At 62.0% G+C, this 19,811-nt stretch carries 22 protein-coding genes and 1 tRNA gene; 6 read left to right on the top strand and 17 right to left on the bottom strand.

The window, feature by feature from the left end:
- Positions 1-5 precede the first annotated feature (5 nt).
- The 7 genes from AC1Q80_RS03035 to AC1Q80_RS03005 all read right to left on the bottom strand — a co-directional run bounded on the left by AC1Q80_RS03035 (position 6) and on the right by AC1Q80_RS03005 (position 7,407).
- Positions 6-1,418, bottom strand: a complete 1,413-nt coding sequence (locus tag AC1Q80_RS03035) for an FGGY-family carbohydrate kinase (protein ID WP_492359619.1) — start codon at positions 1,416-1,418, stop codon at positions 6-8.
- Between the two features lie 4 nt (positions 1,419-1,422).
- Positions 1,423-1,737 carry an L-rhamnose mutarotase gene (gene rhaM / locus AC1Q80_RS03030; RefSeq protein WP_173418976.1) on the bottom strand — a complete coding sequence of 105 codons (315 nt, stop codon included), beginning with the start codon at positions 1,735-1,737 and terminating at the stop codon, positions 1,423-1,425.
- A 7-nt stretch (positions 1,738-1,744) separates the two neighbouring features.
- Positions 1,745-2,749: an ABC transporter permease gene (locus AC1Q80_RS03025; protein ID WP_492359618.1), complete on the bottom strand. Its 1,005-nt coding sequence runs from the start codon at positions 2,747-2,749 to the stop codon at positions 1,745-1,747.
- Positions 2,749-3,729, bottom strand: coding sequence for an ABC transporter permease (locus tag AC1Q80_RS03020; protein WP_492359617.1), 981 nt, complete (start codon positions 3,727-3,729; stop codon positions 2,749-2,751). The genes AC1Q80_RS03025 and AC1Q80_RS03020 overlap by 1 nt, the downstream gene beginning before the upstream one ends.
- On the bottom strand, positions 3,726-5,222 hold the full coding sequence (locus AC1Q80_RS03015) for a sugar ABC transporter ATP-binding protein (protein WP_492359616.1): 1,497 nt from the start codon (positions 5,220-5,222) through the stop codon (positions 3,726-3,728). Before AC1Q80_RS03015 ends, AC1Q80_RS03020 begins: the two co-directional genes overlap by 4 nt.
- A gap of 257 nt (positions 5,223-5,479) precedes the next feature.
- Positions 5,480-6,469 carry a rhamnose ABC transporter substrate-binding protein gene (rhaS, locus tag AC1Q80_RS03010; protein ID WP_077504362.1) on the bottom strand — a complete coding sequence of 330 codons (990 nt, stop codon included), beginning with the start codon at positions 6,467-6,469 and terminating at the stop codon, positions 5,480-5,482.
- A 125-nt stretch (positions 6,470-6,594) separates the two neighbouring features.
- The gene (locus tag AC1Q80_RS03005) at positions 6,595-7,407 is read right to left on the bottom strand and encodes a DeoR/GlpR family DNA-binding transcription regulator (protein WP_176351499.1); all 813 of its coding nucleotides are present in this window, start codon (positions 7,405-7,407) and stop codon (positions 6,595-6,597) included.
- Between the two features lie 202 nt (positions 7,408-7,609).
- On the opposite strand from AC1Q80_RS03005, the gene AC1Q80_RS03000 reads away from it, so the two are divergent.
- From AC1Q80_RS03000 to AC1Q80_RS02975, 6 genes are all read left to right on the top strand, one after another.
- The gene (locus tag AC1Q80_RS03000) at positions 7,610-9,709 is read left to right on the top strand and encodes a bifunctional rhamnulose-1-phosphate aldolase/short-chain dehydrogenase (RefSeq protein WP_492359615.1); all 2,100 of its coding nucleotides are present in this window, start codon (positions 7,610-7,612) and stop codon (positions 9,707-9,709) included.
- Positions 9,710-9,722: 13 nt separating this feature from the next.
- A complete protein-coding gene (gene rhaI, locus AC1Q80_RS02995) occupies positions 9,723-11,015 on the top strand; it encodes an L-rhamnose catabolism isomerase (RefSeq protein ID WP_492359614.1) in 1,293 nt (430 codons plus the stop codon).
- A gap of 378 nt (positions 11,016-11,393) precedes the next feature.
- Complete coding sequence (locus AC1Q80_RS02990; RefSeq protein ID WP_053250496.1) at positions 11,394-11,648, top strand: GlsB/YeaQ/YmgE family stress response membrane protein; 255 nt, start codon at positions 11,394-11,396, stop codon at positions 11,646-11,648.
- Positions 11,649-11,725: 77 nt separating this feature from the next.
- A complete protein-coding gene (locus AC1Q80_RS02985) occupies positions 11,726-11,914 on the top strand; it encodes a hypothetical protein (RefSeq protein WP_077504366.1) in 189 nt (62 codons plus the stop codon).
- Positions 11,915-12,008: 94 nt separating this feature from the next.
- Positions 12,009-12,470, top strand: coding sequence for a YbaK/EbsC family protein (locus tag AC1Q80_RS02980; protein WP_173418969.1), 462 nt, complete (start codon positions 12,009-12,011; stop codon positions 12,468-12,470).
- Between the two features lie 121 nt (positions 12,471-12,591).
- Positions 12,592-12,978 (top strand): DUF930 domain-containing protein, encoded by a 387-nt coding sequence (locus AC1Q80_RS02975; RefSeq protein ID WP_173418968.1) that lies wholly within the window; start codon positions 12,592-12,594, stop codon positions 12,976-12,978.
- A gap of 645 nt (positions 12,979-13,623) precedes the next feature.
- Here the strand turns inward: AC1Q80_RS02975 and AC1Q80_RS02970 are convergent.
- From AC1Q80_RS02970 to AC1Q80_RS02925, 10 genes are all read right to left on the bottom strand, one after another.
- A tRNA-Phe gene (locus tag AC1Q80_RS02970) sits at positions 13,624-13,699 on the bottom strand.
- A gap of 181 nt (positions 13,700-13,880) precedes the next feature.
- Positions 13,881-14,090 (bottom strand): DNA gyrase inhibitor YacG, encoded by a 210-nt coding sequence (yacG, locus tag AC1Q80_RS02965; RefSeq protein ID WP_209787574.1) that lies wholly within the window; start codon positions 14,088-14,090, stop codon positions 13,881-13,883.
- A gap of 5 nt (positions 14,091-14,095) precedes the next feature.
- A complete protein-coding gene (locus AC1Q80_RS02960) occupies positions 14,096-14,716 on the bottom strand; it encodes a Maf-like protein (RefSeq protein ID WP_492359613.1) in 621 nt (206 codons plus the stop codon).
- A gap of 49 nt (positions 14,717-14,765) precedes the next feature.
- A complete protein-coding gene (gene infA / locus AC1Q80_RS02955; RefSeq protein WP_004435948.1) occupies positions 14,766-14,984 on the bottom strand; it encodes a translation initiation factor IF-1 in 219 nt (72 codons plus the stop codon).
- A gap of 267 nt (positions 14,985-15,251) precedes the next feature.
- Positions 15,252-15,719: an arsenate-mycothiol transferase ArsC gene (locus AC1Q80_RS02950; protein ID WP_492359612.1), complete on the bottom strand. Its 468-nt coding sequence runs from the start codon at positions 15,717-15,719 to the stop codon at positions 15,252-15,254.
- 14 nt (positions 15,720-15,733) lie between these two features.
- Positions 15,734-16,210: a UPF0262 family protein gene (locus tag AC1Q80_RS02945; RefSeq protein WP_115418517.1), complete on the bottom strand. Its 477-nt coding sequence runs from the start codon at positions 16,208-16,210 to the stop codon at positions 15,734-15,736.
- The gene (hisD, locus tag AC1Q80_RS02940) at positions 16,207-17,511 is read right to left on the bottom strand and encodes a histidinol dehydrogenase (protein ID WP_492359611.1); all 1,305 of its coding nucleotides are present in this window, start codon (positions 17,509-17,511) and stop codon (positions 16,207-16,209) included. Before hisD ends, AC1Q80_RS02945 begins: the two co-directional genes overlap by 4 nt.
- Before the next feature lie 37 nt (positions 17,512-17,548).
- Positions 17,549-17,989: a DUF2948 family protein gene (locus AC1Q80_RS02935; protein ID WP_492359610.1), complete on the bottom strand. Its 441-nt coding sequence runs from the start codon at positions 17,987-17,989 to the stop codon at positions 17,549-17,551.
- Positions 17,990-18,095: 106 nt separating this feature from the next.
- Complete coding sequence (murA, locus tag AC1Q80_RS02930) at positions 18,096-19,388, bottom strand: UDP-N-acetylglucosamine 1-carboxyvinyltransferase (RefSeq protein ID WP_173418963.1); 1,293 nt, start codon at positions 19,386-19,388, stop codon at positions 18,096-18,098.
- A gap of 160 nt (positions 19,389-19,548) precedes the next feature.
- Entirely contained in the window at positions 19,549-19,788 is a 240-nt protein-coding gene (locus AC1Q80_RS02925) for a hypothetical protein (protein WP_492359853.1), read from the bottom strand.
- Positions 19,789-19,811: the final 23 nt, after the last annotated feature.

The following is a 19,811-nucleotide window of genomic DNA, read 5'->3' as shown; positions in this document are numbered from 1 at the left end:
CGCCGTTACTCTTCCAATATTTCAGGATAGCTGATCGCCTGTGCCATTTTGCAATGGTCTTTCGTGAGCGATCGCCAATCTTCTGCATAGCGCGCAAAGCTCTGAGGCACCGCGCCGTCAAAAGCTTGCACCCCGGTCCGCACGTGGCTGCCGTCGACAAGGCTTGCGGCGCCAAGGCTGGTGCCGGTAACGTTCTGGCTGTCGGCAAGGACCGGACGTCCGGTTGCCGCCTGCAGCATGCGCAGATAGGCGGCGTTTGCGGCAAACGGTCCCTCGACGACAATATCGCCGCGCGCACCGATGAGATCGAGGCAGGTCGCCGTCATCAGAGCCAGATGGAATGAGACGGCGGCGACTTTGCCGGCTGGCGTCAACGTCTCTTCATCCACGCTCCAGCGGGCCTTGGCTGACGGGAAAGGCCCAGAGCCTTCGGGAAGCGAAGGCAAGAGCATGTGCCCGGCCGCAACGATGGCCTGCTCGTCTTTGAACGAGGTGGGCGTCGGATTGTCGCCGAGCAGCAGCGAGAAAGCGCGACCGCCCATGAAGCGCGCCGAGGGAACCGGGTCGCCAAGGGCGTTGACGTTGATTAGCGTGTCGCGATGTTCATCGAGTGTTACCTTGGCGGCGCCCACCGCCAGCATCACGACCCAAGTGCCGGTCGATACGACCGAGAACGGCGCCTTTCGGGTCAAGAGGTGCGGCAACAGCGATGCGTTGGAATCGTGGATGCCGCAATAGACGGGTATGCCCTCGGGAATGCCCGTGGCGGCGCAAAGTTCGGGCAGCAGCGCACCGACGATCTCGTCTGCCCTGCGAACCGGCGCGAACAGTTGGCCCCAACCCTGGCTGTCCACCAGGGTCGAGAAGGTGCCGGCCCTCGGGTTCCAGAGATCGGTGTGGCAACCGAGCGAGGTCAGTTCGTTGACGCGCACACACGTCAGCCGGAAGGTCCAGTATTGCGCATAGGTCAGGATTGTCGCGACCCGGGCAAAGGCATCGGGAAAGGTCTGCTGCTGCCAGAACAATTGCGCGCCGACGTTCAGCCCCATCGGCAGCCGGGCGGACCCGGTTTCAGTAAAGGGCGGGCGAACGCGCTCATAGGCTTCCGACAGGATATCCGGCCCACCAAATTCGTAGTCGAGCACGGGCAAGGCAAGTCCGCCGGCTTGGTCGAGAACGACTGCCGTCGCCCCGTGGGTGGTGATCGAGATCGCCTGCAAGGGGTACTCGGCGTTGAGCGCCTTCAAGCTATCGAGCACGAAGGCCCAGAGATGGTCGACATCGAAATGCGGATAGGGATCGCTCCGGACGACACCGTTTGCAGTCTTGCGCACGGCAATCTCTTCGAAACGATCGAGATCAACCGCTGCGACCTTGGCATTGGTTTTGCCGATGTCGATGACGCCCACGATCCGCATCGGCTCAGCTCATGTGAAAGACGGTTTTGAGCGGCACCGCGACCGGCTCGTTATCGCCATGGGTTTCCATGATGTCGGCCATATGGGCCCACCACTTCTGCATGACCGGATGGGACGGCAGATCGGCCATGCCATGATCGTCCGTGCGCCAGAGAACGCCGAAGAGCAGATCGTTCTCCTCGTCGAGATGGATGGAGTAATCCGTGACGCCCGCATCTTTCAGCAGCGTCACCAGTTCCGGCCAGATGGCGTCGTGGCGCGCGGTATATTCGGCGGCCATTCCCGGATTGAGCCGCATGCGAAAGGCGTATTTTTCCATGGAAACCTCAGTGGGCGAGACGGCGGCGGGCGCGGCGCCACAGGATGGGCAGGGCGATCACCGAGATCAACAGCAAACCGATGAAGATCGACATGACGATGCCCGGTACGTTCAAAAGGCCGAACCCGAAGGTGACCATGCCCATGATCAGGGCGGCGAGCACCACCCCCGGAATGGTGCCGGAACCGCCGAGAATGCTGACGCCGCCAAGCACCACCATGGTCACGACCTCCAGTTCCCAGCCAAGCGCGATCGACGGACGGGTGGAGCCGAGGCGCGAGGTCAGGCAGATCGAGGCGAGCCCGGCCATCAGGCCTGTCAGCAGGAACAGCGTGAACTTCACCCTGTTGACGCGGATGCCGGAGAACAGCGCTGCGGTCTGATTGTTGCCGATCGCGTACACGGCGCGGCCGAAATTGGTCTTGTGCAGCACCACGCCGTAGATGACGGCGAGCACGACGAACAGCGTGAACTCGAACGAGAACACCCACCAGACATAACCCTGCCCGAACCAGGCAAAGCTGTCGGGATAGCCTGTGAACGCCTGGTCGCCGAGGATGATGAAGGACAGGCCGCGAAACAGGCTCATGGTGCCGATGGTGACGACGATCGACGGCAGGCCGAGGCCGGTGATCAGCAGCCCGTTGACGACACCACAGATCAGCCCGACAGACAGGCCGACAATCACCAACGCCGGCGTGTCGAAACCGAGCTGGACAGCATAGCCCATCGCCGTCGAGGCAAGCGCGATGATCGAGGCGACCGACAGATCGATCTCGCCGGAAATGATCACCAATGCCATGGCGAAGGCGATCATCGCCTTTTCGGTAAAGTTGAAGGTGGCGTCGGACAGGTTCCACGGATCGAGGAAATAGGGCGAAGCCAGCGAATTGCCGAGGAAGATGAGACACGCGACGACGAGCAGCAGGCTTTCCCAGCTCTTCAGCAGGCGCGCGCCGCGCCCTTCCAGGCGATCGGGAATGTTGCGGGGGGAGAGATGCGTTTCGGCCATCAGACAGCCTCCGCCTTTTTGAGGATGACGCGACCCTTGCGCCGTTCGGCCCGCGCGTTGACGGCAACGGCAATGATGATGACCATGCCGGAGATCGCCATCTGGGCGAAGGGCGAGATGTTGATCACCGGCAGGGCGTTCTTGATGACGCCGAGGAACAGCGCGCCGAGCACTGCGCCCGGCACCGAACCGATGCCGCCGGCAATCGAGATGCCGCCGATGACGCAGGCGGCGATGATGTCGAGCTCAAAGCCGGCAGCGATATCGACATAGGCGACCGCATAACGCGACACCCAGAGGTAGCCGGAAAGGCCGGCCAGCGTGCCGGAGAGGCAATATGCGAAGAAGCGGGTGCGTCCGACATCGATACCGGTATAGACCGCGGCATGCGGATTGCCGCCGACGGCAAAGAAGGCACGCCCGAGCGGGGTGCGGGTCATCACCAGGAACATCGCCGCGACCATCACGACCGACAGCCAGGAGAGCACCGGAATGCCGGCAAGATCAGCGCGTGGAAAGCTCTTGAAGGCATCGCTCATCTGATGGGCATTGATCCACTTGCCGTTGGTCAAGAGGAAGATCAGGCCGCGATAGATGGTGAGCGTGCCGAGCGTGACGACGATCGGCGGAATGTCGAGCTTCCAGACCAGCGCGCCGTTGACCATCCCGAGGACCGCGCCAAGCGCCATCGCCGACAGGATGATGACCGGGATCGGCAGGCCGGGAAAGGCCGCGTTCAGCATCGCCGCGACCATACCGGAAAGGGCCAGGTTTGCCGCCATCGAAAGGTCGATGCAGCGCGTCAGAATGACGGCCATCTGGCCGAGCGCCAGGATGATCAGGATCGAGGTGTCGTTATAGACACGCGCCAGATTGGCGGGCGCGACGAAAGGTGGGAAGCGCCAGGCGATCAGGGCGATCAACACCAGGATCGCGCCGACGAGGAGCAGTTCACGGTTTTTCAGAAGCTTGGACATCATGCGGTCTCCGTGATGCCGGCGGCCGCGCGCACCAGCTTTTCCGCCGACAGCTCGCTGCGCTCGAAGCGGCCGGCGATGCGACCCTCGCGCATGACGATGACGCGATCCGACATGCCCATGATCTCGGGAATTTCCGATGAGACCATGATGACGCTGAGGCCTTGGGCCGCAAGTTCGCTCATGAAGGCGTGCACGGCGGCCTTCGAGCCGATGTCGATGCCCTTGGTCGGCTCGTCCAAGATGATCACCTTCGGCTTCGTTGCCAGCCATTTGGCGATGACCACCTTCTGCTGGTTGCCTCCCGAAAGCGTGCCGACATCCTGGTCAAGCGACGCTGCGCGCAGATCGAGCCTCGAGGTATATTCCCGTGCAAGCGCGAACTCGTTGGCAAGCTTCAGGAAGCCGGAGCGTGAGGTGCGAGACAAGGACGGCAGCGTCACATTCTGGAAGATAGGAAGGCCGATGATCGCGCCCTGTCGGCCGCGCTCCTCCGGCACATAGACGATGCCGCTCCTGATCGCCTCCGACGGGCTGCGGATCACCAGGATCTCGCCGTCGAGCCTGATGGCGCCCGCCGACGGGCGGGTGATGCCGATCAGCGACTGCATGAATTCGGAACGGCCGGCACCGACCAGCCCGTAGAAACCGAGGATCTCGCCGCGCCGCAGTTCAAAGTTGATGTCCTCGAATTCGGTCGGGTGGCGGTAGCCGGAGACCGTCAGCACCGGTTCGCCGATAGCGACATCCTCCTTCGGATAGACCGAGCCGACGGCGCGGCCGACCATCATGCGCACGAGGTCGTCCTGGGCGACGTCGGCGATCAGCCCCTCGCCCACCATCGTTCCGTCGCGAAACACGGTGTAGCGATCGGCGATGCGGAAGATCTCGTCGAACTTGTGGCTGATGAACAGGATCGCCTTGCCGTCCGCCTTCAGCCGTTCGACCAGCGCATAGAGCTCGTGAATTTCCTTGTGCGACAGCGCCGCCGTCGGCTCGTCCATGATCACGACGCGGGCGTCGACCGAGAGCGCCCGGGCGATGGCCACCAGATGTTTCTTGGCGATGCCGAGATCGCGCAGGCGGATGGTCGGATCGAAATCGGCACCGGCGCGATGCAGCAGCGCGCGCGCATCCGCATTCAGCTTCTTCCAGTCGATCAGGCCGAAACGGTTGCGCGGGGCGTGGCCGAGGAAGATGTTTTCGGCAACAGACAACTCGTCGAACAGCACCGTTTCCTGGTGAATGGCGGTGACGCCGGCGCGTGCGGCCGAAAGCGCTGTCGGGAACGTCGTTTCCGTATCGGCGACACGGATGCTGCCGCCATCAGGCTGGTAGATCCCTGTCAGGATCTTGACGAGGGTCGACTTGCCAGCGCCGTTCTCGCCGACGAGCGCCGTGACCGAGCCCGGGTAAAGCGACAGCGAAACATCGGACAATGCCTTGACGCCGGGAAAGGACTTGGAAATCCCCTCGAGCGCGATGGCGGGTTTCATCCGCGATGTGGTCGTATCCTGCAGCAAGTTCAGTTCCGCCTGATTTGTGTGCCTCACACCGAGCGCACCGCAGTCTGAAAATGGCCCCTCACCCCAACCCTCTCCCCGCTCGCGGGGAGAGGGTGTCCGTTGGGAACCAGCCACTCACTGGTGGCAGGGGGACGGGCGAGTATGCCGCTTGTCCCTTCTCCCCGTAAGCGGGGAGAAGGTGCCGGCAGGCGGATGAGGGGCGGATGCGATCAAACGCCCCTCGCCGATCAGAAGATCTTGGCGAACTCTTCGACGTTCGAGGCGTCGTAGACGAACGGGTCGGCCATGGCGCCTTCATTGTTGTCGTCGAGCTTGACGGCGCCCATTCGGCCCATTTTCAGTTCCGCACCCGGCTTGGCTTCCGCACCGTTGATGAGATCATTGGCGATCATCGTTGCGGAGTAGCCGAGATCGATCGGGTTCCAGATCGCGAAGGACTTGGATGCGCCCGACTTCACGTGGCCGGCCATTTCCGAGGGAAGGCCAAGGCCGGTGACGTTGATCTGGCCAACCTTGCCAGCGTCGGTGACAGCTTGCGCCGCGGCGACGATACCGACAGAGGTCGGCGCGATAATCGCCTTCAGGTTCGGATAGGACTGAATGAGCCCTTGCGTTTCACGATAGGACTTGTCGGCCAGATCATCACCGTAGACGGTCGCAACGACATTGATGCCCTTGTAGTTGCCCTGAACCTTCTTCATTTCCTCGATCCAGACGTTCTGGTTGGTCGAGGTCGCGGTTGCCGAGAGCACGGCGACATCGCCACCTTCCGGCAGATTGTCGGCGGCGAGCTTGATGATCATGTTGCCGATCAGCGGGCTCGAAGACGGGTTAAGGTGCATCAGGCGGCCGTCCTTGGCAACGCCCGAATCCCAGGAGATGACCTTGATGCCGCGGTCCATCGCCTTCTTCAGCGCCGGAACCAGCGCGTCGGTGTCGTTGGCGGAAACGGCGATGGCATCGACCTTCTGGGCGATCAGCGAGTTGATCACTTCGATCTGGCCTTCGGCGGTCGTCGTCGTCGGGCCGGTGTAAATCACCTCGACATTGCCCAGTTCCTTGGCGGCTTCCTGCGCGCCCTTGTTGGCGGCCTCGAAGAAGCCGATGCCGAGCGCCTTGACGACGAGCGCGATCTTCTTGTTTTCCGCATGCGCGGCATTGGCCATCAACGCCAGCGAAACGGCGGCCGTGACCATCAATGATTTCAGGATCTTCATTTCGACTCCTCCCATGGACCGGAACGCGATCGGGATGACCGCATCGTCCGGTACTGACCTTCTCCAATTCAAAACCGGCCCGGCCTTTTGCAACCGATACCGATCTTCCCCTCCCCTCGGCCGTCTCAAGCGGTCGAGGACGCAGTCTCCGCATCCGTGCCGGCCCTGGCACTGGCGATCACCAGGCGCACGCCGGCATTTTCGAGCATCGCGGCATGCCTGTCCTCGATGCCCGAATCCGTGATCACAGTGGCGATCCGCTTCAACCCGCACAGGATGAGGCTGGAGCGCTTGTGGAATTTCGAGGAGTCGACCAGCACGACGAGTTCGTCGGCCTGATCGATCAATTTCTGTTCGGCCTGGATCAGCAGCGGATCCGCCTCCATCAGGCCGAGCGGACCGAGCCCCTGGGCGCCCATGAACATTCGGCGCGCATAGAAATTGCGCGTCACGTCATTGTCGAAGGGGCTCAAGATGATGTTCTGCTCGCGGTAGATCGTGCCGCCCGACAGCATCACCGTGTTCTTCGAATGCTTGAGCAGATGCTCGGCGATCGGAAACGAGTTGGTGAAGACCTGCATCCGGCGATTGGTCAGAAAGTGCACCATCTGAAAGGTGGTCGTGCCGCCATTGATGATGATCGGCTCGCCGTCTTCACAGAGCGCCACAGCTTCCTTGGCGATCGCCTGCTTCTCCCGCGCATGCAGGCTCTCATTGACCTTGAAGGGGCGGCCAGCCAGCCCGACGAATTGCGGCGGATTGATCGCTTCGGCCCCGCCGCGCACGCGTCGCAGTCGCTTCTGGACATGGAGTGCTGCGATATCGCGCCGGATCGTCGCCTCGGAACTGTCGGTCAAGTCGACCAGTTCCGGCACCGTGACGACGGGCTTTTCCTGAACCGCCGACAGAATGATCCGATGTCTTTCTTTCTCGTGCATCCGCTCCTCCGATAATGTGCATGCTTCCATCACGACCAAACATTGTCAATCACAATCAATCATATTTTTTCATTGTGCAGTGCGATATGCGCGAATTTGATCGTTTTTGATTGACAACGACTTTCGACCCATGTGATCTGATGCCAACCACATCTCCACGCGGCCGCCAAGCTGCGAGGCAACGGACCGGGAGGAATTCGAGATGCTCGACAAGCAGCAGGGCGCGGGACTTGCAAACCTTTGGGATGATGCGACGGCTGCGGGCATGAGCGAGCCAGAGCGTCTGCTCTATCGCTCGAACCTGCTCGGCTCCGACAAGCGCATCACCAATTACGGCGGCGGCAACACCTCGGCCAAGGTGATGGAAAAGGATCCGCTGAGCGGAGAAATGGTCGAGGTTCTCTGGGTCAAGGGCTCCGGCGGCGACGTCGGCACGATCAAGCTGGACGGCTTCGCCACGCTCTACATGGACAAGCTCAATGCACTGAAGGGCATCTATCGCGGCGTCGCGTTCGAAGACGAGATGGTAAGCTATCTCCCCCACTGCACCTTCGATCTCAACCCGCGTGCGGCCTCGATCGACACGCCACTGCACGCCTATGTGCCGAAAAAACATGTCGACCACATGCATCCCGATGCCATCATCGCGATTGCGGCGAGCAAGGACAGTCAAAACCTGACCGACAACCTGTTCGGCGGCGAGATCGGCTGGTTGCCCTGGAAGCGGCCCGGTTTCGAGCTCGGTCTGTGGCTTAGCGATTTCTGCGCCAAGAACCCGCAGGCGCGCGGCGTCATCCTTGAAAGCCACGGCCTGTTCACCTGGGGCGACACGGCAAAAGAGGCCTATGAGACGACGATCGAGATCATCAATGTCGCGATCGGTTGGTTCGAGGAATACAATGTCGGCGCAGCCTTTGGCGGCGCCATCAAGCCGACGCTAGAGGCGGCCGAGCGAGCGGCAATCGCCAAACGCCTGATGCCGGTAATCCGCGGCCTTATCAGCACCGACGAGAAGAAAGTCGGCCATTTTGACGATAGCCAGGCCGTGCTCGATTTTGTTGCCGCGCGCGACCTGAAGCCGCTGGCAGCGCTCGGCACCAGTTGCCCGGACCATTTCCTGCGCACCAAGATCCGGCCGTTGGTCGTCGATTTCGATCCGGCAAACCCGGATGTCGACACGACGCTGGCCGGGCTGCCTGATGCGATCAACGCCTATCGCGCCGACTACGCCGCGTATTACGAACGCTGCAAGCACGCAGACAGCCCTGCCATGCGCGATCCGAACGCGGTCGTCTATCTCGTGCCCGGTGTCGGCATGATCACCTTTGCCAAGGACAAGGCGACGGCCCGCATCTCCGGCGAGTTCTACGTCAACGCCATCAATGTCATGCGCGGCGCCTCCGGGGTTTCGACCTATGTCGGCCTGCCGGAGCAGGAAGCCTTCGACATCGAGTACTGGCTGCTCGAGGAGGCCAAGCTCCAGCGCATGCCGAAGCCGAAGAGCCTGGCCGGCCGCATCGCGCTGGTCACCGGCGGCGCCGGCGGCATCGGCAAGGCGACGGCCCATCGGCTGATGCAGGAAGGCGCTTGCGTCGTCATCGCGGACATCGACGAGACGGCGCTGGCTGCTGCCGAAAGCGAGCTTGCGGGCAGCCATGGCAAGGATTTCGTGCGTTCAATCAGCATGAACGTGACCAGCGAAGCGGCCGTCGAAGCCGGCTTCGGCGACACGTTGCTTGCCTTCGGCGGCCTCGACATCCTGGTCTCCAACGCCGGCCTTGCCTCCTCCGCCACCGTCGAGGACACGACGCTGGCGCTCTGGACCAAGAACATGGACATTCTCGCGACGGGCTATTTCCTTGTCTCGCGTGAAGCCTTCCGCGTCTTCCGCAACCAGAAGGCTGGCGGCAACGTCGTCTTCGTCGCCTCGAAGAACGGCCTTGCCGCCTCGCCCGGCGCATCGGCCTATTGCACGGCCAAGGCGGCCGAAATCCATCTCGCTCGCTGCCTGGCGCTCGAAGGCGCGTCTGCCCAGATCCGCGTCAACGTCGTCAACCCGGACGCCGTGTTGCGCGGCTCTAAAATCTGGACCGGCGAGTGGAAAGAACAGCGCGCCGCCGCCTACAAGATGGATGTCGACGATCTCGAAGCGCACTACCGCGAACGCTCGATGCTGAAGCTCAGCGTGTTCCCGGAGGATATCGCCGAGGCGATCTACTTCCTCGCCTCCGACATGTCGGCGAAATCGACCGGCAACATCGTCAACGTCGACGCGGGCAACGCCCAGTCGTTCACCCGCTGAGCCGGAGATTTTGATGAATACCATGATCGGCAAGACCGTCGTCGAAGCGGAAAACCAACGGCGCGAGGCGGCTCTTCGCGAGGATTATGCCAGCCTTGGCGAAAGACTGGCCCGCCGCCGCGTCGACATAGACGCCATCAAGCGCAAGGTCGCAGCCTATGGCGTCGCCGTGCCTTCCTGGGGCGTGGGCACCGGCGGCACGCGTTTCGCCCGCTTTCCCGGCAAGGGCGAGCCGCGCAACATTTTCGACAAGCTCGAAGATTGCGCCGTCATCCAGCAGTTGACCCGGGCAACGCCCAACGTCTCGCTGCACATCCCTTGGGACAAGGTCAGCGACATCTCCGAACTGAAGCAGAAGGGCGCCGCCCTCGGCCTCGGCTTCGACGCGATGAACTCCAACACCTTTTCGGACGCACCCGGACAGGCGCATTCCTACAAGTACGGTTCGCTGTCGCACAGCGACGCGGCGACGCGCGCCCAGGCAGTCGAGCACAATCTCGAATGCATCGACATCGGCCGGCAGCTCGGCTCGAAGGCACTGACCGTCTGGGTCGGCGACGGCTCCAACTTTCCCGGCCAGAGCAACTTCACCAAGTCGTTCGAGCGTTACCTCGATGCGATGAAATCGGTGTACGCCGCACTTCCCGAGGACTGGCGCGTCTTCACCGAACACAAGATGTTCGAGCCGGCCTTCTATTCGACCGTCGTCCAGGACTGGGGCACCAACTATCTGATCGCCCAGGAACTCGGCCCCAAGGCATTCTGCCTTGTCGACCTCGGCCACCACGCACCCAACGTCAATATCGAGATGATCGTCGCCCGGCTGATCCAGTTCAAGAAACTCGGCGGCTTCCACTTCAACGATTCGAAATATGGTGACGACGACCTCGATACCGGCTCGATCGATCCTTACCGCCTGTTTCTCGTCTTCAACGAACTCGTCGATGCGGAGGCGCGTGGCGCGGAAGGGTTTGAGCCGGCTCACATGCTCGACCAGAGCCACAATGTCACCGATCCGATCGAAAGCCTGATGACCAGCGCGATGGAGGTCTGCCGCGCCTATGCGCAGGCGCTCCTCGTCGACCGCGCGGCACTCGACGGTTTCCAGCAGGACAACGACGCGCTGATGGCAACGGAAACGCTGAAGGGTGCGTTTCGCACCGACGTCGAACCAATCCTCGCGATGGCACGCCTCGAAGGCGGTGGGGCGATAGCACCGGTTGCGACCTATCGGGCGAGCGGCTACCGCGCCAGGGTGGCCGGTGAGCGACCGGCCGTCGCCGGCGGTGGCGGCGGCATCGTCTGATACGCTCTCGGCCGTACCTCAAAAGCAACATGCAGAGCAACGACCGTTGCTCTGCATGTTTTCATTATATCCGCGCTTCCATGGATCGGCATCGACCACAGACAAGGGTCATGCGGCGCGTGTGACGGCATTCTTTGAGCGCCCATTTCGACGCGTGGCATTGGATTGCCTGGAACAAATCTCCGTATTCATCCAAAAAATCGCCGCGCGATGAAATTGCCCCCTATCTGATTTGAAATCCTGGTCTATCTTTCCCTCTACAGCACCGCGCGTCCTGCGGCCGCACAAAGGTCGCTGTAGCACTTTGAATGCTGCATGTTTTATCCGCAAACCGGCTAGACGAAACATGCAGGAGGTCCAACGCAAAGGGAACCATTCATGGGTATCGAAAGCATTCTCGTATTCCTGATTGTCGGTGCGATCGCCGGCTGGCTTGCCGGCCTGATCGTCAAGGGATTCGGCTTCGGCCTGATCGGCAACATGGTCGTAGGCATCATCGGCGCCTTCATCGCCGGCTTCCTCTTTCCCGCCATCGGCATCAGCCTCGGAACGGGCGTGCTTTCCGCGATCCTGCACGCGACGATCGGCGCGGTCATCCTCCTGGTGCTGATCCGCATCGTCAAACAGGCGTGACGACATAGCGCCACGCATCCAAGTCGGACGGCTCGCCACCCGGCGGGCCGTGCCGAGACCAACGGAAGGAAGACATCATGAGCGAGCTCCACACCGACAACATCGAGACGGCGCTGAAGGCGTTCATGGCCGATCATCCCGGCAAGCTGACGCGCGAGCAGGCAATCGCGGCGATCCTCGAAAACTGGTTCACCACCCATGGCTACCTGCCGACACAGCAGGAAGGCACGCGCCCCGAAAACCTTGACGCCTCCAACGACGATTGAGACAGCCTCGCCGTCGGCAGCGCTGCCGCGGCCTAAAGGCGTTCGTCCGCTCTTTTGCCATCCCCAGACCATTGCCAGAGCCTGAAGTCCCATCATGAGCCTTACCTCCGTCAAACAGTTCTTCTCCGAGCGCGCGCCGGATATCGACGTCATCGAACTCGAACAGAGCACGGCCACCGTGGCGCTGGCCGCCGAAGGACACGGCGTCGAACCAGCCCAGATCGCCAAGACGCTCGCACTTCGCGTCGGCGACGACGTGATCCTGATCGTGACCCGCGGCGATGCGCGGCTCGACAACAAGAAATACAAGGCCCGCTTCGGCACCAAGGCCCGCATGCTCGGCTTCGACGAGGTCGAGGCGGAAACCGGGCATCCGGTCGGCGGCGTCTGCCCGTTCGGCCTTGCCAAGCCCCACAGCATCTATTGCGACCTGTCGCTCAAGGCCTACGACATTGTCGTTCCCGCCGCCGGCGCCACCAATGCGGCCGTTCATATCAATCCGCAGCGCATCGTCGAATTGACCGGCGCCGAATGGATCGATGTTTCCGAAACGTGATCCACCTTTCGGAAACGTGGTCCGTGCCTTGGTATGGCCACAAAGCTTACCTGAAACCGACGTTGCGCCACGGCGGTGATTTGCCGCGGCCGCCCCTTGCACAATCAGGAAACCGTCCAGCATGAAGACAGTCGCGTACCCGCTCATCTTCGCCGCCACATTTTCCCCGGCGCTGGCGATGGATCAGTCCCTGGTGCGCCAGTTCGAAAAGCTCGATCCGCAGACCCGGCTGGAGCAGCGCTGCGACACCGAGGCGATGGAGCGCATCAACGCCGACAAGTCGACCTTCAAGCCGGACAAGGTGATCGCCTACACCTTCGCCGAACCGGTCATGAAAGAAGACAAGATGAAGGCACCTGGCGCGGTCTTCCGCAGCAAGGGCGAATGGTACAAGCTGAAGTTCAAGTGCCTGACCGACGCCGAGCACCTGGATATCCTGTCCTTCGAATACAAGATCGGCGAACTCGTGCCTCGCGACAGCTGGGACGAGTTTTATCTCTATCCCTGACGGGCCTGGCGCCAGGTACGGCCTGTGGATCGCATCTGGTTAAAAGGCGGAATATTCAACCTTTCAAGCTGCGATCGCAGCCTAAGGGCTTTTGAAGAGACGCAGCGCTGCATGAGGCGCAGACATGAAGGCAGAACCTGCCTTCTCGCAGCAGCATGTCGTTTCGTGCAAAAATGTTCAGCGTTTTCGCGATAGCGGTACCGCGAAGGAACGAAAGCTTGAAGCGCGGGCCCTTATGATCGCGACGCGCTTTACAGAACAGCCATCAGAAACAGCAGCGAACCGAGCGACAGCGCTGCCATGATGCTCATCAGCATTTTCATCATGTGATCTGCCATTTCGTACATCCTTGCCTCTACTCCCTCAGGAATGAACGAATGCGTCTGCTTTTGGGGCGCGGCATGCCTGAAACGACCCAGGCTTGAAACGTCCGACTGGCATGATCCCATCGGATCCGTGCACAATCTGCTATCAATGAACGAGGTTGAGCCGACATGGTTAACAATTGGTTAACGACGGGTGTTTCGCCTCGGCTTGAGCTCGAACATTCGGCGAATGACATCCGTGGCAAAGCAGACCGCACCAACACAGACATCAGACTGCGCAGGACGAGAAAATTTGAGTGTAATTGGACCATTGGGGAAATGGTGCCCGGAGGCGGATTTGAACCACCGACACGCGGATTTTCAATCCGCTGCTCTACCAACTGAGCTATCCGGGCATCCTGCCGTTGCGGGCAGCGGTTCCTCTCGGAACCCTCGGGGCGTTGTTTGTGCCCCGGAAGCGAGCGGGGTTATAACATGATGTTCGGCGGTGTCCAGCACCAAATGAAAGTTTTTTGGCAGTTATTTCAAAGAGTGTGGAAAAAGCCGAAAAACTGAGGATATTCAGGCAGATCGCGGTCAGCGATCGTCGTCGTCGGCTTTCGACTCGTCGTCTGCCACAGGAATGGCGTAGGAGCCCGAGAGCCAGCGGTTGAGGTCGACATTGCGGCAGCGATCCGAGCAGAAGGGATAGTGCTCGCGGTGCGAGGGGCGAGCGCATTCGGGGCAAGGACGCGGTGCGCGCAAGGGTGCGACGTTCGAGCCGCTTTTCTTGTCTTCGTCCGTCACTGCCTTCAGCCTTCCAGCCAACGATTGTGAACGTCGTAGCCTTCACCGACCAAAAGGCCGACGGTCTCATAGAGCGGCAGGCCGACGACATTGCTGTAGGAGCCGACGAGCTTGACGACGAAGCTGCCGGCGATGCCCTGGATGCCGTAGGCCCCTGCCTTGCCACGCCATTGGCCGGAGGCAAGATAGCTCTCGATGTCGAAACCGGAAAGACGCTTGAAGCGGACCTTGGTGTCGACCACCTTCTGGCGCAGCGCTTTGTCGGGCGTGATCAGGCAGACGCCCGTATAGACCCGGTGGCTGCGGCCAGACAGCAAATGCAGGGCGCTCGACGCTTCGCTGACGAGCTCGGGCTTCGGCAGGATGCGCCTGCCGACGCAGACGACCGTGTCGGCCGCCAGGATATAGCTGCCATCCCAACCGGCCTCACCCTTGATCGCGGCCAGCGCCGCCTTCGCCTTCTCGGCCGAAAGACGACGCGCCAGCGAGCGCGGATGCTCGGAACGCTTCGGCGTCTCGTCGAGATCCATCGGCATCAGGCGCGCAGGCTCGATGCCTGCCTGGGCCAAAAGCTCGACGCGACGCGGCGAACCGGACGCCAATATCAGTTTTTGAGCCGTTGTCATCGGAACGCGCCGTCACCCCAGAGATATGATGAAGCCACCTGTCGGCGGTTTACTTGAAGCGGTAGGTGATGCGACCCTTGGTCAGGTCATAGGGCGTCATTTCGACGAGCACCTTGTCGCCGGCCAGAACGCGGATACGGTTCTTGCGCATGCGGCCTGCGGTGTGGGCAATAATTTCATGTTCATTTTCGAGCTTCACGCGGAAGGTCGCATTAGGAAGCAATTCCGTGACCACGCCCGGGAATTCGAGGACTTCTTCTTTCGCCATGTAGGACTGTTCTTTCTGTGTTTGTTCGGCGATACGACACGCATCCCGAAAAATTCGCCGGAAACTACACAATCGACGAGGATTTGTGAACCGCTTTGCGCCGGCTTTTCCGCTTTTGTACTGCCTGATACCAACCTGCGCTGATATTGAACGATTGCGCCGGAGCGATTTAGCTCTTTGCCAAGGAGAAAACCGCAACCGGTGCCAAGCCGTCCGGTCGGGATTGTCGGCGCGTCCGGGCACCAAAAGCGTCGGCCGAGGTTGGTATTAGGCCTTTTCGTCCGCGGGCGCCACTACCAGACGGCGATTAATCAGCGTGGCCAGGTGATCGCGAACGGCGCGATAGGCATCGACGATCTGCTCGCGCGTGCCGGTGGCAACCGTCGGGTCCGGCGTCGGCCAATAGACCACGTCGACGGCCATGGAGCGCGTCAGGTCCAGCGCCAGGTGATGAGCCTCCGGCGCCAGCGTGACGATGAGGTCGAAATAATCGTCCTCGAGCTCGTCGAGCGTGCGCGGCTGATGCCGCCCGATGGACAGCCCGACCTCGTCCAGCACCACGTCGACGAAGGGATCGCGCTCGCCGTGGCGCACGCCGGCCGAGGCAACATACGTACCTGGGGGCAACGCCGCCTTGGCGAGAGCCTCCGCCATCGGCGAGCGGATCGCGTTCATGCCGCACATGAAGAGAACGGAGCGTGGCGTTGTCAGTTGGCGCGTCGCGGTTCCCGTCATTCCGGTCTCCGCCGTCATCCGCGCCAGTAGAGCACGCAGACGAGCGTGAACAGGCGGCGGGCGGTGTCGAAGTCGAGCCGGATCTTGCCTGACAGGCGATCCATCAGCGTCTGCGAACCCTCGTTGTGGATGCCGCGACGCCCCATGTCGATCGCTTCGATCTGGCTCGGCGTCGCCGAGCGGATCGCCTCGTAGTAGCTTTCACAGATCAGGAAATAGTCTTTCACGATGCGGCGAAACGGTGTCAGCGAGAGAATATGGGTGGCTACGTCGGATCCCTTCTCGGTCGAGATCGCAAAGACCAGCTTGGCGTCCATCAAGGAGAGATTGAGTTTGTAGGGGCCGCCCGGATGGCCGACCGGCTCGAACAGGTTTTCTTCGAGAAGATCGAAGATCGCAACCGCGCGCTCATGCTCCACGTCTGGCGTCGAACGGCCGATCGTCTCGTCCAGTACGACATCGCAGAGGCGCTGATTGCGGTCTGCCTTCATCCCGCATCCCCGAGATTGAGGCGGATCGCGACCGAGCGCGCATGGGCCTCAAGCCCTTCGGAGCGCGCCAAAGCGATTGCCGCCGGCCCGAGGATGCGAAGCTGCTCCGCATCGAGGCGCAGGATCGATGTGCGCTTCATATAGTCGAGAACACCGAGGCCGGAGGAGAAGCGCGCCGAGCGGGCCGTCGGCAGCACGTGGTTCGAACCGCCGACATAATCGCCGATAACTTCAGGCGTGTGGCGTCCGACAAAGATGGCGCCGGCATTGCGGATCTTCGCGACCATCGGCTCGGGATCGGCAAGCGCCAGCTCCAGGTGTTCGGCGGCAATGCGGTTTGCAAGCGGTATCGCCCTTTCCAGATCCGGCACCAGGATGATCGCGCCGAAATCGCGCCAGCTCGCAGAAGCCGTCTCGGCACGCGGCAGCGTCTTCAACTGGCGTTCGACCGCCGCCTCGACGGCCTCGCCGAAGGCGGCATCATCGGTGATCAGGATCGACTGGGCGCCGACGTCGTGTTCGGCCTGCGCCAGGAGATCGGCAGCGATCCAATCCGGATCATTGTCGCGGTCGGCGATGACGAGCACTTCCGACGGGCCGGCGATCATGTCGATACCGACGGTGCCGAAGACCTGGCGCTTGGCGGCAGCCACATAGGCATTGCCCGGGCCGACGACCTTTGCGACCGGCGCGATGGTGGCGGTGCCATAGGCAAGGGCTGCCACGGCCTGCGCACCGCCGATGCGGTAGATTTCCTCGACGCCGGCAAGACGCGCTGCCGCCAGCACAGCCGGGTTGATCTTGCCGCCATTGGCCGGCACAACCATGACGATGCGCTCGACACCGGCGACCTTGGCCGGCAGCGCGTTCATCAACACCGAGCTTGGATAGCTCGCCGTGCCACCGGGCACGTAGAGCCCGACGGCATCGACCGCCGTCCAGCGTGAGCCGAGGCCGACGCCCATCGTATCCTCGTAGATATCGTCCTTCGGCCGCTGGCGGGCATGATGCGACTCGATGCGAACGGCCGCAACCTTGAGCGCGCCCAGCACTTCCGGCTCGACCACCTGGATCGCCGCATCGATTTCCTCGGGACTGACGCGCATCGGCGTCGTCGCGAAGTCGATACCGTCGAAGCGGGCGGAATATTCCGCCACCGCCTCATCGCCGCGCAGACGCACATCGTCGATGATGGCCTTCACCGCCGCATTGACGTCCTCGGAAACTTCACGCTTGGTGGTCAGAAACGCCGCGAACTGCTGTTCGAAGTTACCGTCGAGATAGTTCAGCCTGATTGCCAACGCAAAATGTCCTTGTCGTATGCCTGTGTCGCGGAGCTCAAACGCCTTCGGGATGCCGGGGCTTGAAAGCGGTTTCCCATGCCCCGCCGGTATCTGCAAGCTGCACCTCGATGCATTCCACATCAAGGGCAATGGACGCGTCGCCGGCAAGAACGAGTTCGACTGTGCCTTCCGGCCCCTCGCCGGCGACCTTGAATGTTACTGCCAGCAGGTCGAGCACGGCCTCGCCATTGCCACGATCAAAACCGAGCGAACGCACCGCACCCACCCGCTTGAACAGGATGACGGCGCGCCGGCGCTCGAAGGAACGGCGCTTGCCATCGGCCATCTCCCAGACGAACCGGTTGACGCTGAGCGAAAACTGCTTGCGGCGCGCATCGTATTCCAGCCCGGAAACCTTGAACACGGCATCCTGGACGTGGGCGGAGACGACGGCCAGATCCTCTTCATCGAGCGCCAGCAGCTTCAGACCATCCATGCCATCCATTCCTTTCGCTTTCGTCGCACATTTTGCGTGCCACAATTGAAATGGACATAGGACGTCGCGCCTGAAACCGCAACGGCATCAGGCGCGACGGCTCAAATCAGTCGCTGACGCGCTCGACATGGGCGCCGCAACGGGTGAGCTTTTCTTCCAACCGCTCGAAGCCGCGGTCGAGATGGTAGACGCGCGACACCATGGTCTCGCCTTCCGCCGCAAGGCCGGCGATGACAAGCGAGACCGAGGCACGAAGGTCGGTTGCCATCACGGGCGCGCCCTTCAGCCGGCTGACGCCCTCGATCTTGGCGGTCTGGCCCGACAGCGAGATCTTGGCGCCAAGGCGGGCAAGCTCCTGCACGTGCATGAAGCGGTTTTCGAAGATCGTCTCAGTGATATGCGACGTGCCCTTCGCCATGGTCATCAGGCCCATGAACTGCGCCTGCAGGTCGGTCGGGAAGCCCGGGAAGGGATCGGTGACGATATCGACCGGCTTGATGCCCGCACCGTTGCGCACGACGCGGATGCCGCTGTTGGTCTCGGTGATCTCGGCGCCGGCGCGGCGGATCGCTTCCAGCGCGGTGTCGAGCAGCGCCATGTCGGTGTCTTCGAGGATGACGTCGCCGCCGGTCATGGCAACGGCCATGGCGTAGGTGCCAGTCTCGATGCGGTCAGGCAGGACGCGGTGACGGGCGCCCGACAGCGAGCGCACGCCCTCAATGGTGATCGTCGCGGTGCCCTGGCCGGTGATCTTTGCGCCCATGGCGTTCAGGCAGTTGGCAAGGTCGACAACCTCAGGCTCGCGCGCGGCGTTGCCAAGCACGGTGGTGCCGTTGGCAAGTGTCGCTGCCATCATCAGCACGTGGGTGGCGCCGACGGAAACTTTCGGGAAGGTATAACGCGCGCCGATCAGGCCGCCGGCCGGGGCCGTCGCGTTGACGTAGCCGCTGTCGATCTCAATGTTGGCGCTGAGCGCCTGCAGGCCCTCAATGAACAGGTCGACCGGACGCGTGCCGATGGCGCAGCCGCCCGGCAGCGAAACACGGGCCTTGCCTTCACGCGCCAGAAGCGGGCCGATGACCCAGAAGCTCGCGCGCATCTTCGACACGAGCTCGTAAGGCGCCGTGGTGTCGACGATGTTGCGGCAGGTGAAATGGATCGTGCGGGCGTAGCTTTCGCCCTGGCGCTCGCGCCGGCCGTTGACCGAGATATCGACGCCATGGTTTCCGAGGATGCGGATCAGCTGCTCGACGTCGGCCAGATGCGGAACGTTTTCCAGCGTCAGCGTATCGTCGGTCAACAGCGATGCGATCATCAGCGGCAGGGCCGCATTCTTCGCGCCGGAAATCGGGATGACCCCGTGAAGTTCATTCCCGCCTACAATCCTGATGCGATCCATGAGGCCTCTCGAACGGGCTTGGCCCGCCTTTCCAAAAAAGTGAAGTGTATCTGAAGGCGCCTCTTTAGGGGAGACGCCGCGAAATTAGAAGTGCCTTGAACGCATGGCAGCCACGGCCGCCTGCTCCCACGAAAGACCGCCGAACGGCGCACTGCCCGTACTAATCTTCCGATTCGTCCGTTTTTGCGGCAGGCAGGCCGATCGCCTCGTCGGGGGCCCCGGACCGGCGCGCGCGCATCTGCTGCTTGCGGCGCAGGAGATTGTCGCGCAGCGTCTTGGCGAGGCGCGCCTTCCTCAGGTCCTGCTCGGTCGTATCCTTTTGCCGGCGCTTTGCCGGCGCGCTCTCCGGCTCGGTCAACGAAGCTTCGCCCTCAGCGCTTTTCTTGTCGTCTGTTTGCATGGTGGATGCATTAGCGCAAAAGC

It is taken from the genome of Ensifer sp. GW823-FHT05D09, from assembly GCF_058795755.1.
This window is presented reverse-complemented; position numbering and strand designations above follow the sequence as displayed.